This is a genomic window from Gordonia phthalatica (assembly GCF_001305675.1).
Taxonomy (GTDB): Bacteria; Actinomycetota; Actinomycetes; order Mycobacteriales; family Mycobacteriaceae; genus Gordonia; species Gordonia phthalatica.
The window spans coordinates 1655654-1678095 of record NZ_CP011853.1 but is presented as its reverse complement, the minus strand read 5'-3'; the positions used below and the strand labels follow the sequence as shown (position 1 = coordinate 1678095).

Here is a 22442-nt window from a genome sequence, read left to right as displayed (position 1 = left end):
CATGAGTTCACAGCTCACCAGCACCCTGTTGTGGCTGGTCCCCGGCCTGCCCGCGTTCGGCGCACTCTTCCTGCTCGTGGCGGGTCGTCGCACCGACCGATGGGGGCATCTCCTCGCGACCGCCCTGTCCGGAGCATCGGCGGTCCTCGGCATCGCCATGTGGATCGGCATGATCGGGCGCGACGACGCCGCCCGCAGCGTCACCAGCGGCGTCTACAACTGGATCGAGGTCGGCTCCTTCCAGGTGAACGCCGCCCTCCTGCTGGACCAGTTGTCGATGTGCTTCGTCCTGCTGATCACCGTCGTCGGCACGCTGATCCACATCTATTCGATCGGCTACATGGAGCACGATCCGGGACGCCGCCGGTTCTTCGCGTACTTGAACCTGTTCGTCGCCGCGATGCTGATCCTGGTCCTCGCCGACAGCTACCTGGGCCTCTACCTCGGCTGGGAGGGCGTCGGTCTGGCGTCGTACCTGCTGATCGGATTCTGGCAGCACAAGCCGATCGCCGCGACCGCCGCCAAGAAGGCGTTCGTGATGAACCGCGTCGGCGACATCGGCATGGTGATCGCGATCGCCGTCATGTTCGCCACGTTCGACGCCGTCGACTTCACCCGCGTCTTCGCCGCCGCGCCCACCGGCAGCGAGTCGGCTCTCACGTTCATCTGCTTCATGCTCCTCCTGGGCGCCTGCGCCAAGTCGGCGCAGGTCCCGCTGCAGGCGTGGCTGGGCGACGCGATGGAGGGCCCGACCCCGGTGTCGGCGCTGATCCACGCGGCCACCATGGTCACCGCAGGCGTCTACCTGATCACCCGGTCGGCACCGCTGTTCAACCTGGCACCGCACGCCCAGACCGGCGTGGTCGTGGTCGGTGCCGTGACACTGCTGTTCGGCGCGATCATCGGCTGCGCCAAGGACGACATCAAGAAGGCCCTCGCCGCATCCACCATGAGCCAGATCGGCTACATGGTCCTGGCCGCGGGTCTCGGCCCCGCCGGATACGCGGTCGCGATCCTGCACCTGCTGACGCACGGCTTCTTCAAGGCCGGACTGTTCCTCGGCTCCGGTTCGGTGATGCACGCGATGAACGACGAGACCGACATGCGCAGGCTCGGCGGGCTCCGTGCAGTCATGCCGATCACCTTCGTCACGTTCGGTCTCGGCTACCTCGCGATCATCGGGGTTCCGCCGTTCGCGGGCTTCTACTCCAAGGACCACATCATCGAGGCGGCCCTCTCCTCCGGCGGCGCACGCGGCTGGATCCTCGGCCTCGCGGCGATCCTCGGCGCAGGCATCACCGCGTTCTACATGACGCGCGTGATGGTGCTGACCTTCTTCGGCGAGCGTCGCTGGGCGCCGGACGCGAAGCCACACGAGTCCGGCTCGTCGATGACCGGCCCGATGATCGTCCTCGCGGTCGGGTCGGTGTTCTCCGGCGGTCTTCTCGCGATCGGCGGCACCCTCACCGACTTCCTCTCCCCCGTCGTCGGCGTCGCACCCGAGCACGAGGGACCCATGCCGTCGTGGGCGGTCACGGTCCTCGTCCTCGTCGTGGTTCTGATCGGCGTCGGGATCGCGTGGAACCAGTACGGTCGTGCCCCCGTCCCCGAGACGGCGCCGACCGACGTCTCCGGCCTCACCCGCGCGGCGCGCGCCGACCTGTACGGCGACCTGTTCAACGAACGCGCCGTCGCCGCACCCGGCCAGGTGCTCACCACCGGCCTCGTCCGCCTTGAGGACGGCGGCCTCGGTGCCGCGACGTCCGGAGTCGGCACCGCGGTGGTCGGACTGTCGGAGGTGACGCGGCGCAGTCAGAACGGCTACGTGCGGTCGTACGCCATGTCGATCCTTGCGGGCACCGTGCTGGTGGCCGCCCTGTCTCTGGTGGTGAGCGTCCTATGAGCATGCCCTGGTTGACGGTTCTGTGGCTGCTGCCGGCCGTCGCGTCGCTGATCGTGATGCTGCTGCCCGCCGAGCGTTCGGAGAACGCCAAGCATGTCGCCTTCGGCGCGTCGCTGCTGACACTGGTGTGGGCGATCGTCGTCGCCACTCAGTTCTCGTCGAGCACCGGCGGTTTCCAGCTCGTCGAGGACGCCAGTTGGATCCCCGCCTTCGGCACCCGCTACACCCTCGCGCTCGACGGACTCGGCCTCGTCCTGATCCTGCTGACGGTGGTGCTGACGCCGATCCTGCTGCTGGCCGCCTGGCGCGACGTCGACGGCTCGTCGGGCACCGCCCGCCGCACCCACATCTATGTGGCGCTGATGCTGGCGGTCGAGGCGATGGTGCTGATGAGCTTCGTCGCCGCCGACGTCCTCCTCTTCTACATCTTCTTCGAGGCGATGCTGGTGCCGATGTACTTCCTCATCGGCGGCTTCGGTGCCGCCGAGGAGAAGGTCAGGTCGCGGGCCGCCGTGAAGTTCCTGCTGTACAACCTGTTCGGCGGGCTCGTCATGATGGCGTCGGTGATCGGCCTGTACGTGGTCGGCGCCCGGTCCGGGCTGGGCGACAACGGCGGCGGCACCTTCAGCCTCGTCGACCTGACTGCCGCGGCCGCCCGCGGCGGCCTCGACGCCTCGCCCACTGTGCTCAACATCCTGTTCCTCGGCTTCCTGTTCGCCTTCGCGGTGAAGGCGCCGCTGTGGCCGCTGCACACGTGGCTGCCCGACGCCGCCGTCTCCACCACCCCGGCGGCCGCCGTGATGATGATGGCGGTCATGGACAAGGTCGGGACCTTCGCGATGCTGCGGTTCTGCATCGGCCTGTTCCCCGAGTCGGCGCAGACCTTCGCGCCGTGGATCTCCGCGCTCGCCGTCGTCAGCGTCGTCTACGGCGCGATCTGCGCCATCGGCCAGAACGACGTGATGCGGCTCATCGCGTACACCTCCATCTCGCACTTCGGGTTCATCGTGCTCGGCATCTTCGCGCTCACCGCGCAGGGGCAGTCCGGCTCGGCGCTGTACATGGTGAACCACGGACTCTCCACCGCAGCGCTGTTCCTGATCGCCGGTTTCCTGGTGACCCAGCGCGGCAGCGCGTTGATCGCCGACTACGGAGGCGTGCAGAAGCTCGCACCGATCCTCGCGGGCACCTTCCTCGTCGCAGGCATGGCGACCCTGTCGCTGCCCGGCTTGGCGCCGTTCATCAGTGAGTTCCTGGTCATCATCGGCACCTTCACCCGTTACCCGGTCGCGGCGGTCATCGCGTCGGTCGCGCTGGTGCTGTCGGCCATGTACATCCTGTGGACCTACCAGCGGATGATGGGCGGACCGGTCCGCAAGAGCGTCACCGTCGACCAGTCCGAGCCCCCGATCCGCGACTTGGATCTGCGGCAGAAGGTGGTCGTCGCACCGCTGATCATCGGACTGCTCGTCCTCGGCCTCTTCCCGAGGCTGGCGTTGGACTACATCAATCCGGCGGTGGCGCACAGCTCGCAGCAGACCGGGCAGCACGATCCCGTACCGACCGCGGAGGAGCCACGATGACTGCACTCGCTCTCGACCCGCAGAGCATCGACTACTTCCGCCTGTCGCCGATGCTGATCGTCTTCGGTGTCGCCGTGGTCGCCGTGCTCGTCGAGGCGTTCGCATCCACCGCGCACCGGTACCGCATTCAGTTGACGCTCGCCGGCGTCGGTCTCGTCGCATCGATGGTCGCCCTCGGCTTCGTCGTCCGCTCCTATCGGGTCGACGGTGCGTCCGATGCGATGTCGGGCGCCGTCGTGATCGACGGCCCCACGCTGTTTCTGCAGGGCACCGTTCTCCTGGTGGGTCTCGGCTCCGTCGTGATCATGGGCGAACGTCGACTCGACCGCGTGTGGGCGCCCCTCGAGGTCCAGACGGCGGCGGGCGCTCGGATCTCGGTGAGCAGTTCCGGCCGTGACAGCGAAGGGTCGGTCGTCGACGACGCCGATCTCCCTGCCGATGCCTTCACCCCGTCGGGCGCCACCGTTCCCGGATCGCCCGACGAACTGATCGCCGGCCGCACCGGCATCATCACGACCGAGGTCTATCCGCTCGCGCTGCTGGCGATCGGCGGCATGATGCTGTTCGGCGCGTGCGGCGACCTGCTGACGATGTTCATCGCCCTCGAAGTGCTGTCGCTGCCGCTGTACCTGCTGTGCGCGTTGGCCAGGCGCCGTCGTCTCCTGTCGCAGGAGGCGTCCCTCAAGTACTTCCTGCTCGGTGCGTTCTCGTCGGCCATCTTCCTGTTCGGCGCGTCGTTCGCCTACGGTGCCACCGGTTCGCTCGACCTCGGCGACATCGGCGCCGCCATCACCGGCAACGCTGCGGGCACCGCCGCCGACCACACGATCGCGCTGCTCGCGATGGCCTTGATCGCCGTCGGACTGCTGTTCAAGGTCGGTGCCGTCCCGTTCGGCTCCTGGATCCCGGACGTGTACCAGGGCGCACCCAGCCCGGTGACCGCCCTGATGGCGTCGGCCACCAAGGTCGCGGCGTTCGGCGGCCTCCTCCGCGTGCTGCACGTCGCGTTCCCGTCGCTCGAGGACGACTCGCGCGTCGCACTCTGGGTGGTGACCATCGCGACGATGGTGATCGCCACGTTCATGGCCGTCACCCAGACCGACATCAAGCGGATGCTCGCGTACTCGTCGGTGAGCCACGTCGGCTTCGCCCTCGTCGGCGCCGTCACGATCAGTCAGGCCGGTGTCTCAACGACGCTGTTCTATGTGGCCGCCTACGCCGTCTCGGCGTTCGGAGCCTTCGCTCTGCTGTCCGTGGTGCGTGACAAGACCGGTCGAGAGGCCACCGGCTTCACCGCCTGGACCGGTCTCGGCCGCCGCCGCCCGCTGGTCGGCGCGATGATGTCACTGTTCCTGCTGTCGTTCGCCGGGATACCGCTCACCAGTGGCTTCATCGCCAAGTTCGCGGTCTTCAACGCCGCCGGACACGACGGTGCGTGGACGCTGGTCATCGTCGGCGTCGTCTGCAGCGCCATCGCCGCTTACTTCTACATCCGCGTCATCGTCGCCATGTTCTTCGCCGACGTCGACGATCCCGATGAGGCGCCCGACGTGATGACCCCGAGCCTCCTGACGTCCATCCCCATCGCGGTCTCCGCCGCCGTCACGCTGGTCCTCGGCATCTTCCCCCAGTGGTTGCTGGACCTGGCCGACACCGCGTCGACGTTCCTGCGGTAGGTATCACCGCCGGAACTCTGCCTCGCCGACGCCCTCCGCCGCCAGCCTGATCCGCTCGCGCAGATCGTCCGACGCCACCTCCCCGAGGTCGTCGACGCTCCACCAGCCGACCTCGGTCAGCTCGCCGTCCGCGGGCCGCGGATCGCCGGACACCCAGCGGCAGCGGAAGGTCAGGTCCAGGTAGTCCACCTGGTCGCCGTTGACGTGCGTCTTGCGCGGCAACTGGTGCACCCACGCCAGCCGCTCCACCTCAATCTCGACATCCGCCTCCTCGCGCGCCTCCCGACGCGCAGCGATCGCGGGCTCCTCCCCCGGATCGACGATGCCGGTGATCGGTGCCAGCGCCCCGTTGTCCGAGCGCCGGCCGAGCAGGACGCTCGTCCCGTCCGAGGTCTCGCGGAGGATCACCGCCGTCACCCCGATCAGGACCAGCGGCTCGTGTCCGATGTGTTCGCGCAGCTTCAGTACGTACTCGGGTGTCGGCATGGGGCCACGCTACGCGTCGATCGAGGACGACCGCCGTGTACTGATATTTGCGTCCCCCTGAGCTGCCGCCGAGGGCTATTTGCCCTCGGCGAGGGCTGAGGGGGACGCAGATATCAGTACATCTCGATATCCCTCACCCCGCAGGGATCTCCATCTCCGCGGCGATTGCGTCGATCCGCTGAGCGAGCGCGACATCGTACGAGGTGAGCTGCCCTTCACTGTGCGTCATCAGACGGTACGTGACGGTCGGATACCGCAGGTCGACGTCGGGGTGGTGGTTCGCCTCCTCCGCTGCAGCGGCGACGGCGGTCACCATCTCGAGACCGCGCACCATGTTGCCGGGTTTGTAGGTGGCGACGAGCATGCCGCCGTCGACGGTCCACGCGCCCGACGTCTGCGCGTCGGCGTCGCTGTCGGTCAGTGGTTCGGGTCGATAGTCGGTCATGCACTCGACGCTACGCCCGTCAGCCGCCCGTCACCGGCGCGACGGGGACGCACGGCACCGGAACCGGATGGGCCGGATCGAGGGCGTTGCGCACCAGGGCCGCGCTGCGCCGGTTCGACGTGATCGACATGTGGTCGGAATGGTCGAGGGCGCACCCGTTCTGGACGACGATGTTGCGCACGCTGGTGCCGGGTGGGCCGTCGAGGAGACCCGCCGTGTACGGCGTGACGATCTCGTCGTCGCGGGTCACGATGTTCGTGTAGGCGACGCCCGGCAGGTACGGCGTCGGGACGCGGACCGCGCGATTGAAGTTCAGATCCCTGGGCGGCGTACTGCACTCCGGGCAGTCGGGGCGGACCGGCGCCGAGATCCCCAGCCAGGCACGGAACTCCGCGATCGCCTCGCCGCGCGCATCGTCGTCGTCCGGTCCCTGCCGCCAGTACGGCGCAAGCGACACGTAGTGCGCGACGTGTCCGCGACCGCCAAGGTACTTCATCCAGTACGTGGGGATCTCGGTGCCTAGCGAGTGGCCGACGAGGTCGATCTGCCGGACACCGGTCGCGGTCATCACCCGGTCCATGAATCGTTTGACGTCCCACGCGCTGTCGAGCTTGGGGCCGAGTCCGCCGAGCGCCGACGCCGGCCACGCCGACGACAGTGCGCCGTAGGTCGGAGCGAAGACGCAGTATCCGGCGTTCTTCAGCACGGGAGCGAGCGTCGCCCAGTTCGTCTGTCGGCCGCCGCCGCTGCCGTGCACCAGAACGACGGGCCGCGGGTGCCGCGCCGTCGGCCGACAGGAGAAGTCGTTGGTGCCGGGCAGGGAGCCGCCCGGGTTCGAGAGCTCGGCACGGATCCCGTCGAGGAAGTCGTAGGAGACCGGAAGTTTCGGGGCAGCGGCCGCCGGCGCCGCGATCAGTCCGACCGCTGTCAGTGCGCACGTGATGATCAGGGCGATGCGACTGAGTCCACCCTTCATCGCGTCACGTCCGCGTCGGGTCCAGATAGTCGTCGGCGAAGATCGCCATCCGCGTCGCGTCGCGATAGGCGCCGTCGGCGAAGAACTCCTGCCGCAGCACACCTTCCACCGCGAACCCCGACTTCTCGTAGACGTGGACGGCAGCGGCGTTCTCGGTGTCGACGAGCAGCCACACCTTGTGCAGGTTCAACGCTCGGAAGGCGAAGTCGAGCGCTCCCCGGGTCGCTGCGCTCGCGTAGCCGCGTCCCTGTTCGGACGGCGAGATGATGATCTGGAACTCGCAGTTCCGGTGCACATGGTCGATGTACATCAACTCCACCAGACCCACCCGACGACCGGCGGTCTCGAGAATGAACCGTCGCAGGTGGTCACTGCCGCGCTGGCGGTCGAAGGCGTCTTCCAGGTCGGCGAGCGTGGTGTGCGCGGGCTCGAACCAATACCGCATCACGTCGGGATCGTTGAACAGTCCGTGGACGAACGCGAGGTCGGACCGTTCCAGCGCTCGAAGTCGGGGCGCGGCGAAGGTCTCCGCAGACGTGGCGTCGCTCATGAAGTCGACACTACTGCGCTCCCCTCCCCACCGTCAGATGTCGTCGAAGGAGCCGCCGCGCCCCTTGCCCGACGCGAACCTCCCCGCCCCGTCGACACCGTCGGCCATGAGCGAGGTCATGCCGATCGCGAACTCCCGACGCAGGGCGGTCTCCTCCGTATCCGACCACTGCGCGCGGGCCGATCGGCGGTCGCCGCGCATGCACGTCTCGGGCATGCGGGCGATGTCGTGGGCCAGCGCCACCGCCGCCGCCCGCGCTGTCCCCGCCGGGACGACGCGGTTGACGAGCCCGAAGCTCAGCGCTTCGGCGGCGTCGACGGCCCGGCCGGTGAGGATCAGATCCATGGCGCGACTGTGCCCTATCAACCTCGGCAGCCGGATGGTCCCGCCGTCGATCAGCGGCACGCCCCACCGTCGGCAGAAGACACCGAGTGTCGCGTCGTCGTCGGCCACGCGGAGGTCGCACCAGAGCGCGAGTTCCAGACCGCCGGCCACCGCGTAGCCGTTGATGGCGGCGATCACCGGCTTGTCGAGGTCGAGCCGGGTGGGCCCCATCGGCCCGTCCCCTTCCAGGTTCAGCGCGTTGCTGCGATCGGTGCCGACGGCTTTCAAGTCGGCGCCCGCGCAGAACGACGCGCCGTCTCCGGCAAGAACCGCCACCTTGGCGTCGGAGGCCTCGAACTCGCGGAAGGCGTCCGCGAGCTCCCGCGCCATGCCTCCGTCGACCGCGTTGTGCCGATCGGGGCGGGCCATGGCCACGATCGTCACGTCGCCGTCGTGGTCGATGCGGATATCGTTCACCATCGTTCCTCTCGTCTCAATTCTGGGACCATTGCAGATCGCGCAGCGCAGCTTCACAGCGACAGAAAACAGATCATTTGGTCTGTTTCGATCGTCTGCGATGATCATGGCGTGAGCAGTGAGGCCCGTCAAGAGCGCGCGATACGCACGCGGGAGCAGATCCTGAACGGTGCCGTCGACGTTCTCGTGGAGCACGGCTACGCGGGAATGACGATGCAGCGGGTTCAGGCCGCGGCCGGAGTCAGCCGCGGCGCCCTCACCCACCACTTCGCCTCGATGTCCCAGATCGCCGTGGCCGCCGTCGATTTCATCGCGGAGAACCAGGCCGAGGAGATCCGCGGAGCCCTCTCCGCCGACATGTCGATCACCGCGGCCGTCGACGTCATCCACGAGATCACCCGCCGCCCCACCTATGTCGCGGGTCTGCAGCTCTGGATCGCCGCGCGCACCGAACCGGCCCTGCGCGAGGCGCTGCAGCCGGGTGCCCACCAGCTGTTCCACGACCTGCGCGACGCCCTCTCCCCCTTCGCCGGCGATCTCGATGACGACCGTTTCGCGGTCTTCCTCGACGGCCTCCTCAGTCTCTTCCGCGGCCTCGCGATCGGCGGCGTCCTACGGGATCGTCCGCACCGGGAGAAGGAGGTCCTCGCAGCCTGGCTCACCGCTTTCGCTTCCCCGGGGGACTGATCGTGACACGCTGGCAATCATGCGCGATGTGGTGATCTGCGAACCGGTCCGGACTCCGATCGGCCGTTTCGGCGGCGCCCTGAAAACGCTGTCCGCAGCACAGCTGGGCGAAGCCGCCCTGCGCGGCCTGATCGACCGGACCGGCGTCGCACCCGAGGTGATCGACGACGTGATCCTCGGTCACTGCTACCCCAGCAGCGAGGCGCCGGCGATCGGCCGCGTCGTCGCTCTCGACGCAGGCCTTCCGATCACCGTGCCCGGCGCGCAGGTGGATCGACGGTGCGGGTCCGGCCTGTATTCGGTGATCATCGCCGCGATGCAGGTCGCGACCGGCGTCAACGACGTGGCGGTGGCCGGCGGCGTCGAGTCGATGAGCAACGTGCCCTTCTACTCCACCGACATGCGGCGTGGCGTGCGTGGTCCGGGCGTCATGCTGCACGACGGACTGGCGCGCGGCCGCGAGACCGCCGGTGGCCGCGACTACCCGGTGCCGGGCGGCATGCTCGAGACCACAGAGAACCTGCGCCGCGACTACGGCATCACGCGGTTGGAGCAGGACCAGCTCGCCGCCGAGTCGCAGCGACGCGCGGTGGCCGCACAGGCGGCCGGGGTGCTGGCCGCCGAGATCGTGCCGGTCACGATCAGTTCGAAGAAGGGCGACGTGCTGGTCGACACCGACGAGCATCCGAGGCCTGAAACCACCGTCGAATCCCTGTCGACGCTGCGACCGGTCCTCCTGGCGTCCGATCCCGACGCCACCGTCACCGCGGGCAATGCCAGCGGCCAGAACGACGCCGCCGCGGTCTGCCTCGTGACCCACCCCGAACGCGCTGAGCAGCTCGGTCTGCGCCCGATCGCACGTCTGGTGTCGTGGGCGGTCGCGGGCGTCGAGCCGGCCCGCATGGGCCTCGGCCCCGTCCCCGCCACCAACGCTGCGTTGGACCGCGCCGGCCTGTCTCTGGCCGACATGGACGTCATCGAACTCAACGAGGCGTTCGCCGCGCAGGTGCTGGCCTGCACCCGCGAATGGGGTTTGGACAGTGACGATTTCGCACGCATCAACGTGCACGGGTCCGGCATCTCACTGGGCCATCCGGTCGGCGCGACGGGCACTCGGATGCTCGGCGCACTGGCCCGTGAACTCGTGCGCCGCGAGGCCCTCTACGGGCTGGCGACCATGTGCATCGGCGGCGGGCAGGGTCTCGCCGCCATCATCCAGCGCGTGTGACGCCCGTCGCGCACTGTCGTTCAGTGGGACGATCCACCACGGAACGACGAACCGGCCATCGGTTAGATTGACGTCGTTGAAGTCCGGTCCACGTCGGACGCCGGTTTCCTGAGGGGATTCATGTCGCGCTTCTGGCGTGTTCTTACTGCCTTGACGATGTCGATGGGGCTGGTGGTCGCGATCGCGCCGCCCGCATCTGCTGAACTGTCGCGCGATGATCTGCGCGCCACACTGGCGGAGTCTATGGTGCAGATCAGGACCGTCCTCACCGGACAGGTGCTGATGGAGTTCGAGCCCGAGCACATCTGGAGCGAACCGATCGCCCTCGAGTACATCTACGCCGGCCTCGTCGTCGACGACCGGGGCACCATCGTGACCGGCAGCGGAGTACTCAACCCGACCGCTGAAACCGTCCTGAAGTATTTCCGCGAACGGGCGCTGGACATCGTCGCCAAGCGACTGGCCTTCCCCGCCGACCGCACCGCGTACCTCAAGGGAATGGCCAACGCGACCGGTTGGAAGATCGCCGAGAGCTCGAGCAGCCCGGACTCTCCGCCGAAGGTCACCAATCAGATCCGCGCGGTCGGCGACGCCTCGTCACCGATCCCCACGCAGCAGGCCACCATCGTCTCGGCCCCACCGGCAAATACGAAGGCGGTACTCGGCCTCCTCCGCGCGACCGGCGATGTCGGGTCGCTGTCACCCCTGACGATCGCAGAGGCGACGCCCGACGTCGGTGCAGAGGTGAGCTTCGGATCGCTCTCCGAGCGGTCGTTCACCGGCCCCGCCATGCGGGTCACACTGATCGACGCCACGGTCACCTCCATCGACAAGACTCAACCCGAGTCTCCGCGAGTGTTGTTCAACGCCAACGGCACCAATTCCGGTTGGGGCGGCCCCGTCGTCGACGAGAACGGTGTGGTGCACGGCATCCTCATCGGGACCGAGCCCAGCGCCGCCACCACCCCCGCCGAACTCCGCGAGTTCCTGAAGGCCAACGGCATCGACCCGGCTGCCGCGACCACCGCCGACGACAGCTCACTGTGGCTCTGGCTCGGTCCGCTGCTCGGCGTCCTCGGCCTGCTGATCATCGGCGGCATCGCCTTCGTCGTCGTGCGTCGCAGTCGCAGGAAGTCCCCAGCACCCTTCCAAGCCGAGCCCTTCCCCGGCGCGCCGATGTACCCGGGCGCGCCGCAGCAGCAGTACCCGAATCCGCAGTCTCCGAATCAGCAGCCGTACCAGTCGAACCCGAATCAGGCCGCTCCGTTCGCGCCGCGTCCTGTCGGATCCGCGACCCCTCCGCAGCCCGGAGGACCGCAGTCCGCTGCGTTCGACCAGACGCAGATTGCGCCGACCCCGCACTACCCGCAGCATTCTCAGTCATAAGGGTCGCAGTCCCGCGGCCGACTATCCCACCACTGCTTTCGCAGCGCGATCAGCGGTCACGGTCGCGGCGAGCAGCCATCCGACCATCCACACCGTCGAACAGAGGACCAGTGCGACGACCGTGACGGCCGTGCCCGTCTCCGATACTCCCAGCACAGACAGGAAGACCGCGGCCACCGCGACCACGCCGATCGCGGCGGTCCCGACACCGCTCATCACCATCCGGTGCGCTCCTGCGCGGTGCCCGGCGTCCCACGCGGCATCCGAGGCCATCGTCCAGCGGGTTCGGATTCCGACGAACTGATTGCGGGCGAGCGCTCCTCGACCGCAGGCTCGTCCCAACCAGATGATCCCCAGTCCGGCGATCACCACGATCCCGGCCGCTCCCGTCAGTGCCCCCACGTTCCCGCTCATGGCACGACGGTACCGCCGACGCGGTCAGCGCCAGCCGAGTGCCGGGGCCACGTGGGTCAACAGCGACTCGATGACGTGCGCGTTGTACTCGACACCCAACTGGTTCGGGACCGTCAGCAGCAGGGTGTCCGCGGCGGCGATCGCCTCATCCTCGCGGAGTTCTTCGATCAGCTTGTCGGGCTCCGCTGCGTACGTGCGACCGAAGCGCGCAGTGCTGCCGTCGATGACGCCGACCTGGTCCTTCGCCGCCTGGCCGCGCAACCCGAAGTACCGGTTGTCCTCCTCGTTCATGATCGGGAAGATGCTGCGGCTCACCGAGACTCGAGGTTTCCGCTCGAAGCCCTGGTTCTTCCACTCGGTGTGGAAGCGTTCGATCTGCTCGGCCTGCAACTGGTGGAACGGGACGCCGGTGTCCTCGGTGAGGAGGGTGGAGCTCATCAGGTTGAGACCCTGCCGGGCGGTCCACTCGGCGGTCGCGCGGGAACCCGCACCCCACCAGATCCGGTCGCCGAGTCCGGGCGACTGCGGCTCGATCGGCAGCAGCCCGGGCGGATTGGCGAACATCGGGTTCGGGCTCGGCTGCGCGAAGCCCTCCCCGTCGATCACCTTGAGGAAGACGCCCGCGTGCTGTCGTGCCATGTCGGCGTCGGACTGACCTTCCTTGGGCACGTAGCCGAAGTACTTGTACCCGTCGACCACCTGCTCGGGCGATCCCCGCGAGATCCCGAGTTGCAGGCGTCCGCCTGCGATCAGGTCCGCAGCGCCGGCCTGTTCGGCGAGCGCGAGAGGATTCTCGTAACGCATGTCGATGACACCGGTGCCGATCTCGATGCGGCTGGTCTTGGCGCCGATGGCTGCGAGCAGCGGGAACGGGGTGCCGAGCTGGCGGGCGAAGTGGTGCACGCGGAAGTACGCGCCGTCCGCGCCGAGATCTTCGGCCGCCACGGCCAGGTCGATGGATTGCAGCAGGGCGTCGGCCCCCGACGTGACGAGCGAGCCGGGAACGTCGGACCAGTGTCCGAACGAAAGGAATCCGATGTTCTTCACGGTCGGTACAGCACCGGAGAATGCTCGCCTATTCCGCGCCCGACGTCGATTCCGGTGCCGCGGACGTCTTGTCGAGACGGTGCCGACCGAATCGTTTCCGTAGCGCCAACGAGACATAGACCAGTCCGACGAGCACCGGCACCTCGATCAGCGGTCCGACGACACCCGCCAGCGCCTGCCCCGACGCGGCGCCGTACGTGGCGATGGCGACGGCGATCGCCAACTCGAAGTTGTTGCCGGCAGCGGTGAACGCGATCGTGGTCGTCCTCTCGTACCCGAGCCCGAGCGATGCGCCGAGGAGGTAGCCGCCGCCCCACATGATCGCGAAGTAGGCAAGCAGCGGGATCGCGATCCGGACGACGTCCATCGGCCGCGACGTGATCTGCTCGCCCTGCAGCGCGAAGAGGATGACGATGGTGAACAGGAGTCCGTAGAGCGCGAACTGCCCGATCGCGGGGAGGAATCGCGTCTCGTACCACTCGCGACCCCTGGCACGCTCGCCGAATCGCCGAGTCAGGAAGCCGGCGAGCAGCGGGACGCCGAGGAAGATCAGCACCGACTTCGCTATCTGCCACGGTGAGGTCTCGATCGTCGTCTGCTCCAGACCCAGCCATCCCGGCAGGACCGACAGATAGAACCAGCCGAGAATTGCGAACATCACGACCTGGAACACCGAGTTGATGGCCACCAGGACCGCGGCGGCTTCCCGGTCGCCGCATGCGAGGTCGTTCCAGATGATCACCATCGCGATGCATCGAGCCAGGCCGACGATGATCAGTCCGGTCCGATACTCGGGCAGGTCCGGTAGGAGGGTCCACGCGAGCGTGAACATCAAGGCGGGGCCGACCACCCAGTTCAAGACCAGCGAGCCCACCAGTAGACGTCGGTCGCCGGTGACCGTGTCGAGGCGGTCGTACCGGACCTTCGCCAGCACCGGATACATCATGATCAGCAGGCCGATCGCGATCGGCAGAGAGATGCCGTCGACGGCGACCGCGCTCAACGCGTCGCCGAGCCCGGGGATCATCCGCCCCAAAAGGAGCCCGACTGCCATCGCCACGCCGATCCACACCGGTAGGAAGCGGTCGAGAAATGACAGCCTGCCGACCACCGCCGACGGGGTCTGCAGTTGCGTCATCGGCCGAGCACCGAAGTGCACCGAGTCGCCGACACCGGGTCGACGACGATCTCCTGTTCCGCCATGCCTCCATCATCTCAGGCCGCCGGTCCGATCGATGACCGACCACCGGGTGTGCGCTATCTTCCTCACGTGACCTCGCCCGCCTCGGATCGCGCGCTCCCTCCCCTGTTTCTCGCCGGTTTCACCACTGCGTTCGGTGCGCACGGCGTCGCTGCGGTCCTCGGCAGCGAGTCGTCGGACATCGGCCTCAGCATTCTCGGACTCGGTTTGATCCTGGCGTTGTACGACGTCGCCGAGGTGATCTTCAAACCGGTCTTCGGATCGTTGAGCGACCGGATCGGGACCAAGCCGGTGATCGTCGGCGGCCTCGTCGCCTTCGTCCTGGCCTCGTGTGTGGCGGTGGTGCATCCGACGCCGCTGCTGTTCGCGGTGGCACGGCTGGGTCAGGGCATCGCCGCGTCGGCCTTCTCCCCTGCCTCATCGGCATCGGTCGCGCGGCTGGCGGGCCCGAAGCAGCTCGGCCGCTACTTCGGCCGATACGGGGCGTGGAAGAGTGTCGGCTATGTGCTCGGCCCGCTGATCGGCGTCGCGATCGCGCACTGGTGGAGCATCGCCGCCGTGTTCGGCACGATGGCCGCGGTCGGAGCTATCGCCGCGGTGTGGGTGGTCGTCGGGATGCCCGCCCTGCCGGTGGTCCCGCGCCCTCGGTACACCGTCGCCGACCTGATCCGGCAGACCACCGACCGCGGATTCCTGGTCCCCACCATGATTCTCGCGACGTCGACGGGCGTCCTCGGCGTGGCCGTCGGATTCCTCCCCTACCTCGCGACGCAGCTGGACCTTCCCGCGCTCGTCGGACCCGCCGCCGTCGCGGTGCTGGCGCTCGGGTCGATCTTCGCGCAGCCGCGCGTCGGTGCTCTGCACGATGCCGGTCGCCTCGCGGCCCGACGCGGCAGCACCGTCGGACTCGCCGTCGCGGCCGCGTGCGTCGTTCTGATCGCCGTCGCACCGCACGCCGCCACCCTGTTCATCGCCGCAGCCGGCCTCGGTATCGCGATCGGCACCGTGACCCCGCTGGCGTTCAGTCACCTCGCGTCGGTCACCCCGGAGGAACGGATGGGGCGGACGATGGGCAACGCCGAGATGGGCCGCGAGCTCGGCGACGCCGGCGGACCGCTGCTGGTGGGCGGCGTGGCCGCGGTCGCCGCGCTGCCGGTCGGCCTCGGGGTGCTCGGCGGCGTCACGGCGGTCTCCGCCCTCCTGGCCTGGGCCGGGCTGCGGGACCGTGCACGGGATCAGGCTCCGCCCAACTGATTTGCACGGTTGGGGATAATCGAGGCATGACCGATGCCGATCCCGCGAACCAGCCCCAGTACACGACCGCCGTCGAGGTGGACGACTTCCGACGGAACATCGCAGCGGTGCAGGCCAAGATCGACGCGGCCGCGCGACGCGCAGGCCGAGATCCCGGAGACGTCCGCCTCCTCCCGGTCAGCAAGACCGTGCCTGAGGAGCGGATCGTCAACGCCGTCGCCGCGGGGTGCCATCAGCTCGGCGAGAACAAGGTGCAGGAGGCCAAGCGAAAGCACGGCAACCTCTCCGACCTCGACGTCTCGTGGTCGGTGATCGGCCACCTGCAGACCAACAAGGCCAAGGATGTCGCCGCCTTCGCCGGAGAGTTCCAGGCACTCGACAGCCTGCGCGTCGCCGAAGCGCTGGACCGTCGCCTGCAGGCCGCCGGCCGGAGCCTCGACGTCTATGTCCAGGTGAACACGTCCGACGAGGAGAGCAAGTACGGGCTCACACCCGACGACCTGCCCGCCCTGCTCAAGCAACTGCCGAACTATTCGTCCCTGCGCGTGCGAGGGCTGATGACCCTCGCGCTGTTCTCCGACGACGTCGACCGCGTCCGCCCCTGCTTCCAGCTGCTTCGCGGCCTGCGCGACCGGATCCGCGACGAGGATCCCGACCTGATCGGCGACGGCGGCCTGTCGATGGGCATGTCCGGCGACTACGAACTCGCCATCGAGGAGGGCTCCACCTGCGTGCGCGTCGGTCAGGCGATCTTCGGCGCGCGGGCCACGCCGGACAGCATGTACTGGCCGAGCTAGCTCACTGATCAGGGAACAGCGACGCACTGCTCACGGCAACCGCATCCGCGCCCAGCCGGACAGATCACGCAGCATCTGCCTGTCGTGCGTGGACACGACCACGGCGGACCGCGTCGCCTGCAGTGCGTCGGTGAGCTCGTCGACGAGCGCGATCGAGAGGTGATTCGTCGGCTCGTCGAGGAGCAGGACGTCGGGCATCGACGCGACCGCGATGGCCAGTTCGAGCCGCCGCACCTGCCCGGTCGACAATTCCCCGACACGCTTGCCCGCCTCCGTCGACCGGAGCAGCCCCAGCGACGACAGCCCGATGTCCGGCCCGCCGTGTCGATGCACCTCCTGCGCGAAGAAGTCCGCGGCTCGGACATCCGCAGGCAGATCGGATTCCTGACGAAGGGTGACGATCCGCGCACCGCCGAGGCGCACCACCCGCCCGGTATCGGGAACCAGATCGCCCGCCAGGACCGCGAGCAGGGTGGACTTCCCCGCCCCGTTCGGGCCGGTCACCAGAAGCCGATCGCCGCCGGAGAGCCGGAGCGACGTCGGTCGGGTCAGTCGGTCCCTGACGGTGACATCCTCTGCCACGAGCAGACCGCTGCCCGGTCGGGTCGCGACCTCGGGCATCGAGAACCGTTGCGGCGGTGGCGGAGTCGTGAGCCGGTGTGCGTCGAGGTCCTCCTGTCTGCGTCGCACATTGCGGACCAGCCCGCCGGCGCGGGTCGCCCTTTGGTGCTTGCCGGTCCCCTTCGGCGGGCGCCAGCCGCTGACGAGTCGGTTCTGCGCGGCGCTGAGATCATCCACCAACTGCTGCCGTCGGTTCCGTTCGCGGTCGAACTCCTGCCGCCATCGCGCCCACATCGCCTCCCGCCCCGGTCGGTAGTCCTCGAATGACCCGTAGACCGCGGGGCGACCGTCCGGCGTCGGATCCAGGTCGACCACGGTGCCGTCGAGGTCGGCCAGCAGCGCACGATCGTGGCTGACGATCACGACGCCACCGCGCCGGGTCCGCACGCTCGCGGTGAGGAAGTCGAGGGCGCGCGCGTCGAGATGGTTGGTCAGCTCGTCGAGCAGCAGGAAGTCGTCGGTGCCGCCGAGCAGGCAGGCGAGCCGGACACGGTACCGTTCACCCACCGACAGTTCGGTCAACGGCCGGTCCCATGCGGCGGACACCCCCAGTTCGTCGAGCGCGAGCCGGACGCGGCGTTCCGCATCCCACGCGTCGAGGGACTCGGCGTTCTCCAATGCCTCGCCGTACGCGGCGGCGACGTCCTCGCCATCGGCCATCGCCGCCGCCAGGAGGTCGAGTTCGGACAGGACCGCCTGCGAATCCGCGATGGCGTCGGCCGCGATGTCGCCGACCGTGCGGTCGTCGTCGGCGATCAACTCCTGTTCCGCGATGCCGACGGTGCCGTGCGCGACGACGCGTCCGGACGTGGGGGTCAGCGTTCCGGCGAGGACGTGCAGGAGCGTCGATTTGCCGCGGCCGTTCTCGCCGACGATGGCGATTCGCGAGCCGGTGACGACGGTCAACGAGACGTCGGTCAGGACACGGTGGCCGCCGCGCACGACCGCGACCTCGGTCAGGGTGAGTTGGCTGCGTTCGAGAACGCTTCGATGAGTTCGGACAGACATGTTTCCTCCATGCGTCGGCGGACCGATCGGTCGACGCTGACAGACGACGGTGCCCGGAGACGGGCTGAATGACATACGTCGATCCGCGCACTCGGAGCTGGGCTCTACGAGGCGCGGACTGTCGTCGACTCAGAGGAAGAGGAGGTACTGCACGGGTCCGAGGGTACCGGCTGTGTACCGGACCGCAACCGAATTATCGTCCACCGCAGCGACGGTCGAGTTGATATCCTCGCCCGCACCATGCCACCGGCCCCAGGAAAGATCCTTCGCATGTCCACGAAGTACTTCAGCCCGTACCTGAGTCTCCCCGGCAACGCAGCCGAAGTGTTCGCGTACTACCACGAGGTCTTCGGCGGTTCGCTGGACCTGCAGAAATACGGAGACACCGACACGACGGGTTTCCCGTTCACTCCTCCGCCCGACGCGGTCGCCCACGCGCAGCTCGACGGCGGCCTGGTGACCCTGGCCGGCGGCGACTCGTTCGGCGAGGGCTGCGGCGGCGAAGGCGAACAGCAGTTGGCGTCGTCGATCTACTCGTTCCTCATCGGCTTGGAATCGGTGGCCGACGCGGAAGCACTCATCGCGACCATGACCGGCCGCGGGTCCGAGATCGCGATGCCCTTCGCACTCGCTCCGTGGGGCGATCACTACGGCCAGGTCCGCGACCCGTTCGGCGTGCTCTGGGCGCTGGTGGTGTCCGGCGACGAGTGAGACCGCGGTCCTGAACAGAGCAGCGGTGCGGCCACCGATCCGGTGGCCGCGCCGCTCTGTGCTCGGGGTGCCCTACCTCCCGATTCGTTCGCGGAGAGTCTTGCCCACCGCCAGCGGCGCGCTCTCGCGAACCCGCAGCAGGAAGCAGAGGCTGACGATCATCAGCGCGGCGGCGTAGAAGCCGACCGGCACCACGCTGCCGGTGACCGCGACGATCCGGTTGGCTACCAGCGGCGCGATGCCGCCGCCGACGATCGCACCGACCTGGTATCCGACACCGACGCCGCTGTACCGCTGCCGCACGGGGAACATCTCGGCGAACAGGGTGAACATCGGACCGTAAATGAATCCGGTGAGGGCGAACCCGATGCAGATCACCGTGATGCAGGCGACGAGCGAGCCGTGGGCGGCGACCGCGAACAGGATCGGCGCGAAGACGATCGACGTCGCCATGCCGAATCCGACGACGGCCTTGCGACCGAGCCGGTCCGAGAGGTGACTGCTCAGCACGACGGTCGCCGCGTGGCAGACCAGCGCCAGGGTGATTCCCCAGACCACCGAGGACCGCGAGAATCCGCGACCGGGAGCGACCTCGGTGAGGAACGACAGCATGAAGGTGAAGAACAGGAAGGCGTAGCAGTTCTGGCCGATGTTGATGCCCGCGGTCTTGGCGACGTTGCGCCAGTCGGTGCGGAGCACGGCGAGTCCGGACGGGATCGGTGCCTCGTCGGCGTCCTCCAGGGCCTTGGCCTTCTTGTCGGCCTCCGCGAAGGCCGGCGTGTCGGCGATCCGCATCCGCGTCCAGATCCCGATGACGAGGACGACGCCGCCGACGAGGAACGGGATGCGCCAGCCCCACGCGATGACCTGATCCATCGGCAGGAGCAGGACGAGCGCGAACGCGATGTTGGCGAGGATCGCGCCGACGGGCGAGCCGAGCGTGACGAAGCAGCCGTACAAGCCGCGCCGATGCACGGGTGCGTGCTCGGCCGCCATCGTGACCGCGCCGCCGATCTCACCGCCACGGGAGATACCGTGCACCATCCGCAGGAAGACGAGAATGATCGGCGCCGCGATCCCGATCGATCGGGAGTCCGGCACCAGACCCATGATCAGCGTCGCGCTGCCCATCATGACGAACGCCGTGGCCAGCGCCGTCCGTCGACCATATCGGTCGCCGAACTGGCCGAACAGCGCCGCACCGATGGGCGCCATCAGGAAGCCGATCGCGAAGGTCGCGAATCCGAGGAAGGTGCCCAGCCACGGGTCGGACACGTTGAAGTAGACCTTGTTGAAGACCAGCGCCGTCGCCGTGCCGTAGATGGCGAAGTCGTAGAACTCCAGGATCGTGCCGACACCGGAGGCGATGGCGATGCGAACGGTCGGTTCGCGGTGGGTTGCGGGCTCGGTGGCGGCGGGCTCGGTGGCTGCGACGGTGGTCGCGGGTAGATCCTTCAGTGTCATGAGCGGTTCCTCAAACCTCGATGGGTGTGGGCTGTGCGGTGTAGTGGCGGAGATTTCCGGTGGCGCCGAGAACGGCGGCGAAGTCCGCGGTCCGCTGGGCGCGGTAGGCATCGACCGTGTCGGGGTCGAACGTGTAGAAGCCGGCGCCGTCGGTGACCCCTCGGCGCTGCGAGGCCATGTGCTCCTCGACGACGGCGGCGGGGGCGTAACGCTCCCCCAACTCAGTGCGCAGGTAGTTGGACGCGTGGAACAGGATGTCGCAGCCGCCCCAGTCGATGAACTCGAGGAGACCGAGCACCGCGAAGCGGGAGCCGAAGCCGATGCGGACGGCGTGATCGATGTCCTCGGCGCTCGCCACGCCCTCCTCGACCATGCGGGCGGCCTCGTTCATCACCAGGGCCTGCAAGCGCGGGACGATGTAGCCGGGCGACGCGGCGCACACGACCGGTTGCTTACCCACCGCGGTCAGGAGATCGCGGGTGGCGTCGACGACGGCGGGGGCGGTCACCGAACTCGCACTGAGTTCGACGAGCGGCATCAGGTCGGCAGGGTTCAACCAGTGCGCGTTGAGGAGTCGTTCGGGACGATCGACACATTCGGCGAGACGGTCCACGAGGAAGCTGGACGTTGTCGATGCGATCGGGCAGTCGGTCGCGACGACTGACTCGATCCACGAGAAAGCCTCCCGCTTCACCTCGAGGATCTCGGGCACGGCCTCGAAGACGAGTCCGACCTCGGCCATCACGGGTTCCGCCGCGTGACGATCCAGGACGCGAACGCGACCGAGAACCTCGGGTAGGTCCGCCTCGTCGAGCAGGCGGAGTGCGACCTTCATCTCGAACGCACGACGCACGGCGTCGAGGGTGCGGAGGTGGTAGTCGAGTGCAGCGTCGCCGCGATCGCGCAGGTCGACGATGGTGACGTCGACCCGACCGAAGGCGAGTGCCGCGGCGATGCCCTCGCCCATGCGTCCGGCACCGACGACCGCCACAGAGGTGATGCTCACAGCGCGACCCCGTCCTGCATCAGGTTGGTCATCTGACCGCGATCGAGACCGGCCAGCCCGAGCGCCTCGAAGGTGCGTCCGCCGGTGTCCGGGGTGCGGCCGGTGATGGCGTTCGCGACGGCGAGCAATCCGGAGGCGACGGGCGTCGGAACGCCCGCCCAACGGCCGACCGAGGTCAGGAGCGCGAGACCGATCTCGACGTCCTCCCGCATGTAGCGGTGCGTGTGGAGGTCGATCTTCTCGCGCCAGTCGCCGCTGTCGGTCAGCTTCTCGTGGGCGGCGTTGCCGTACATCCACTCGTCGCCGTCGGCCGAGTAATGGTCTGCCAGCGGGAAGTGCGGGGCGCCGTAGCCCAGCGCTTCGCGCACAGCGACGCGTTCGGCGTCGAGCGCGTTGGTCACCCGGCGGATGGCGTCCTGGGTGCCCTCGTTGTGGATGTCCCACGCGTCGAAGTGTTCGAGCGGACCGGCGTTCATCAAGATCAGCGGCGGGTGGATGACCGGGCCCGCGTTCATCAGCGCACCGGACAGCGCGTCCTCGGAACGCTCCACCGGGTACACCCTGCCGAGCACGTCGAGCGCGCGATCGGTGTCGTTCGCCGGGAACACGCCGGTGGGCAGTCGGGTTGCGTATCCGCTGACGACGACGCGGTCGACGCCGTGCTTGCGCGCCAGGTACGGGAGGGTTCCGGTCTCGGCGAACGCGGCCTTCGCCGAGTTCCCGGCTTCCGCGGCGGCGCGGGCGAACACGTACGAGCCGAAGCTGCCCGGCGGGAGGTAGACCACCTGGCCGTCCTCCAGATGCGGTGCCATGGCGCGAGCCAGGTCCTCGTGAGCGAAGGCGGGCACCGGCGCGATGACGACCTCGGCCCCCTTCATCGCCGCACCCAGGTCCGCCTCGATCGCGACGCCGCCGTCCGAGCCGATCGGCACGGTGCGCGCCCCGCGATGATCGTCGATCTGCAGCGCGCCGACGGCGAGCAATGCGTCGAAGGCGGGCCGGTCACGCCGCCACCAGACGACGTCGTGGCCCTTCTCGTACATCTCCGCCGCTGCCGCGTACGACCCGTGTCCGCCACCGATGACTGTGATCCGCATTCGTCTCTCCTCTATCGACCCGGTCGCTCGTTCGGAGTACGGCGCCGGAAGGTGGAGATGACGGTATTCACGCCCGGTCAGCGGGAGAATCTGTTGTTTCA

At 68.5% G+C, this 22442-nt stretch carries 21 protein-coding genes; 9 read left to right on the top strand and 12 right to left on the bottom strand.

Annotated features, from left to right (window positions below):
• Position 1 precedes the first annotated feature (1 nt).
• The 3 genes from nuoL to nuoN are packed head-to-tail and all read left to right on the top strand — an operon-like array spanning position 2 to position 5162.
• Positions 2-1903: an NADH-quinone oxidoreductase subunit L gene (gene nuoL, locus ACH46_RS07785; protein ID WP_062392405.1), complete on the top strand. Its 1902-nt coding sequence runs from the start codon at positions 2-4 to the stop codon at positions 1901-1903.
• The gene (locus ACH46_RS07780; protein ID WP_062392404.1) at positions 1900-3486 is read left to right on the top strand and encodes an NADH-quinone oxidoreductase subunit M; all 1587 of its coding nucleotides are present in this window, start codon (positions 1900-1902) and stop codon (positions 3484-3486) included. Before nuoL ends, ACH46_RS07780 begins: the two co-directional genes overlap by 4 nt.
• Positions 3483-5162, top strand: coding sequence for an NADH-quinone oxidoreductase subunit NuoN (gene nuoN, locus ACH46_RS07775; RefSeq protein WP_062392403.1), 1680 nt, complete (start codon positions 3483-3485; stop codon positions 5160-5162). Before ACH46_RS07780 ends, nuoN begins: the two co-directional genes overlap by 4 nt.
• Before the next feature lie 3 nt (positions 5163-5165).
• On the opposite strand, the gene ACH46_RS07770 is transcribed toward nuoN, so the two are convergent.
• The 5 genes from ACH46_RS07770 to ACH46_RS07750 all read right to left on the bottom strand — a co-directional run bounded on the left by ACH46_RS07770 (position 5166) and on the right by ACH46_RS07750 (position 8423).
• Entirely contained in the window at positions 5166-5648 is a 483-nt protein-coding gene (locus ACH46_RS07770; protein ID WP_062392402.1) for an NUDIX hydrolase, read from the bottom strand.
• A 133-nt stretch (positions 5649-5781) separates the two neighbouring features.
• The gene (locus ACH46_RS07765) at positions 5782-6093 is read right to left on the bottom strand and encodes a 4a-hydroxytetrahydrobiopterin dehydratase (RefSeq protein WP_062392401.1); all 312 of its coding nucleotides are present in this window, start codon (positions 6091-6093) and stop codon (positions 5782-5784) included.
• A 19-nt stretch (positions 6094-6112) separates the two neighbouring features.
• Positions 6113-7069: an esterase/lipase family protein gene (locus ACH46_RS07760; RefSeq protein WP_062392400.1), complete on the bottom strand. Its 957-nt coding sequence runs from the start codon at positions 7067-7069 to the stop codon at positions 6113-6115.
• Between the two features lie 4 nt (positions 7070-7073).
• On the bottom strand, positions 7074-7619 hold the full coding sequence (locus ACH46_RS07755) for a GNAT family N-acetyltransferase (protein WP_062392399.1): 546 nt from the start codon (positions 7617-7619) through the stop codon (positions 7074-7076).
• Positions 7620-7652: 33 nt separating this feature from the next.
• The gene (locus ACH46_RS07750) at positions 7653-8423 is read right to left on the bottom strand and encodes a crotonase/enoyl-CoA hydratase family protein (RefSeq protein ID WP_082399488.1); all 771 of its coding nucleotides are present in this window, start codon (positions 8421-8423) and stop codon (positions 7653-7655) included.
• A 108-nt stretch (positions 8424-8531) separates the two neighbouring features.
• On the opposite strand from ACH46_RS07750, the gene ACH46_RS07745 reads away from it, so the two are divergent.
• The 3 genes from ACH46_RS07745 (at position 8532) to ACH46_RS07735 (ending at position 11721) form a co-directional block, all read left to right on the top strand.
• Positions 8532-9107, top strand: coding sequence for a TetR/AcrR family transcriptional regulator (locus ACH46_RS07745; protein WP_226995799.1), 576 nt, complete (start codon positions 8532-8534; stop codon positions 9105-9107).
• 19 nt (positions 9108-9126) lie between these two features.
• Positions 9127-10335 carry an acetyl-CoA C-acetyltransferase gene (locus tag ACH46_RS07740; protein WP_062392398.1) on the top strand — a complete coding sequence of 403 codons (1209 nt, stop codon included), beginning with the start codon at positions 9127-9129 and terminating at the stop codon, positions 10333-10335.
• A 120-nt stretch (positions 10336-10455) separates the two neighbouring features.
• Positions 10456-11721, top strand: a complete 1266-nt coding sequence (locus ACH46_RS07735) for a hypothetical protein (RefSeq protein WP_157851024.1) — start codon at positions 10456-10458, stop codon at positions 11719-11721.
• 21 nt (positions 11722-11742) lie between these two features.
• On the opposite strand, the gene ACH46_RS07730 is transcribed toward ACH46_RS07735, so the two are convergent.
• The 3 genes from ACH46_RS07730 to arsB are packed head-to-tail and all read right to left on the bottom strand — an operon-like array spanning position 11743 to position 14320.
• A complete protein-coding gene (locus ACH46_RS07730) occupies positions 11743-12135 on the bottom strand; it encodes an SdpI family protein (protein WP_062392396.1) in 393 nt (130 codons plus the stop codon).
• A 24-nt stretch (positions 12136-12159) separates the two neighbouring features.
• Positions 12160-13182 (bottom strand): LLM class flavin-dependent oxidoreductase, encoded by a 1023-nt coding sequence (locus tag ACH46_RS07725; RefSeq protein ID WP_062392395.1) that lies wholly within the window; start codon positions 13180-13182, stop codon positions 12160-12162.
• Positions 13183-13210: 28 nt separating this feature from the next.
• The gene (gene arsB / locus ACH46_RS07720) at positions 13211-14320 is read right to left on the bottom strand and encodes an ACR3 family arsenite efflux transporter (protein WP_062395123.1); all 1110 of its coding nucleotides are present in this window, start codon (positions 14318-14320) and stop codon (positions 13211-13213) included.
• A gap of 132 nt (positions 14321-14452) precedes the next feature.
• Between arsB and ACH46_RS07715 the strand changes: the two genes are divergently transcribed.
• Both ACH46_RS07715 and ACH46_RS07710 read left to right on the top strand, forming a co-directional pair.
• Entirely contained in the window at positions 14453-15637 is a 1185-nt protein-coding gene (locus tag ACH46_RS07715) for an MFS transporter (RefSeq protein WP_062392394.1), read from the top strand.
• 26 nt (positions 15638-15663) lie between these two features.
• Positions 15664-16434, top strand: a complete 771-nt coding sequence (locus ACH46_RS07710) for a YggS family pyridoxal phosphate-dependent enzyme (protein ID WP_062392393.1) — start codon at positions 15664-15666, stop codon at positions 16432-16434.
• 30 nt (positions 16435-16464) lie between these two features.
• Here the strand turns inward: ACH46_RS07710 and ACH46_RS07705 are convergent, their stop codons facing one another.
• A complete protein-coding gene (locus tag ACH46_RS07705; protein WP_062392392.1) occupies positions 16465-18063 on the bottom strand; it encodes an ABC-F family ATP-binding cassette domain-containing protein in 1599 nt (532 codons plus the stop codon).
• 270 nt (positions 18064-18333) lie between these two features.
• On the opposite strand from ACH46_RS07705, the gene ACH46_RS07700 reads away from it, so the two are divergent.
• Positions 18334-18774 (top strand): VOC family protein, encoded by a 441-nt coding sequence (locus tag ACH46_RS07700; protein WP_062392391.1) that lies wholly within the window; start codon positions 18334-18336, stop codon positions 18772-18774.
• Between the two features lie 72 nt (positions 18775-18846).
• Here the strand turns inward: ACH46_RS07700 and ACH46_RS07695 are convergent, their stop codons facing one another.
• From ACH46_RS07695 to ACH46_RS07685, 3 genes are read right to left on the bottom strand one after another with little or no spacing between them, the layout of a single operon-like run.
• The gene (locus tag ACH46_RS07695; RefSeq protein WP_062392390.1) at positions 18847-20238 is read right to left on the bottom strand and encodes an MFS transporter; all 1392 of its coding nucleotides are present in this window, start codon (positions 20236-20238) and stop codon (positions 18847-18849) included.
• 10 nt (positions 20239-20248) lie between these two features.
• Entirely contained in the window at positions 20249-21244 is a 996-nt protein-coding gene (locus ACH46_RS07690; protein ID WP_062392389.1) for a 3-hydroxybutyryl-CoA dehydrogenase, read from the bottom strand.
• Entirely contained in the window at positions 21241-22341 is a 1101-nt protein-coding gene (locus ACH46_RS07685; RefSeq protein ID WP_062392388.1) for an NAD/NADP-dependent octopine/nopaline dehydrogenase family protein, read from the bottom strand. Before ACH46_RS07685 ends, ACH46_RS07690 begins: the two co-directional genes overlap by 4 nt.
• Positions 22342-22442 lie beyond the last annotated feature (101 nt).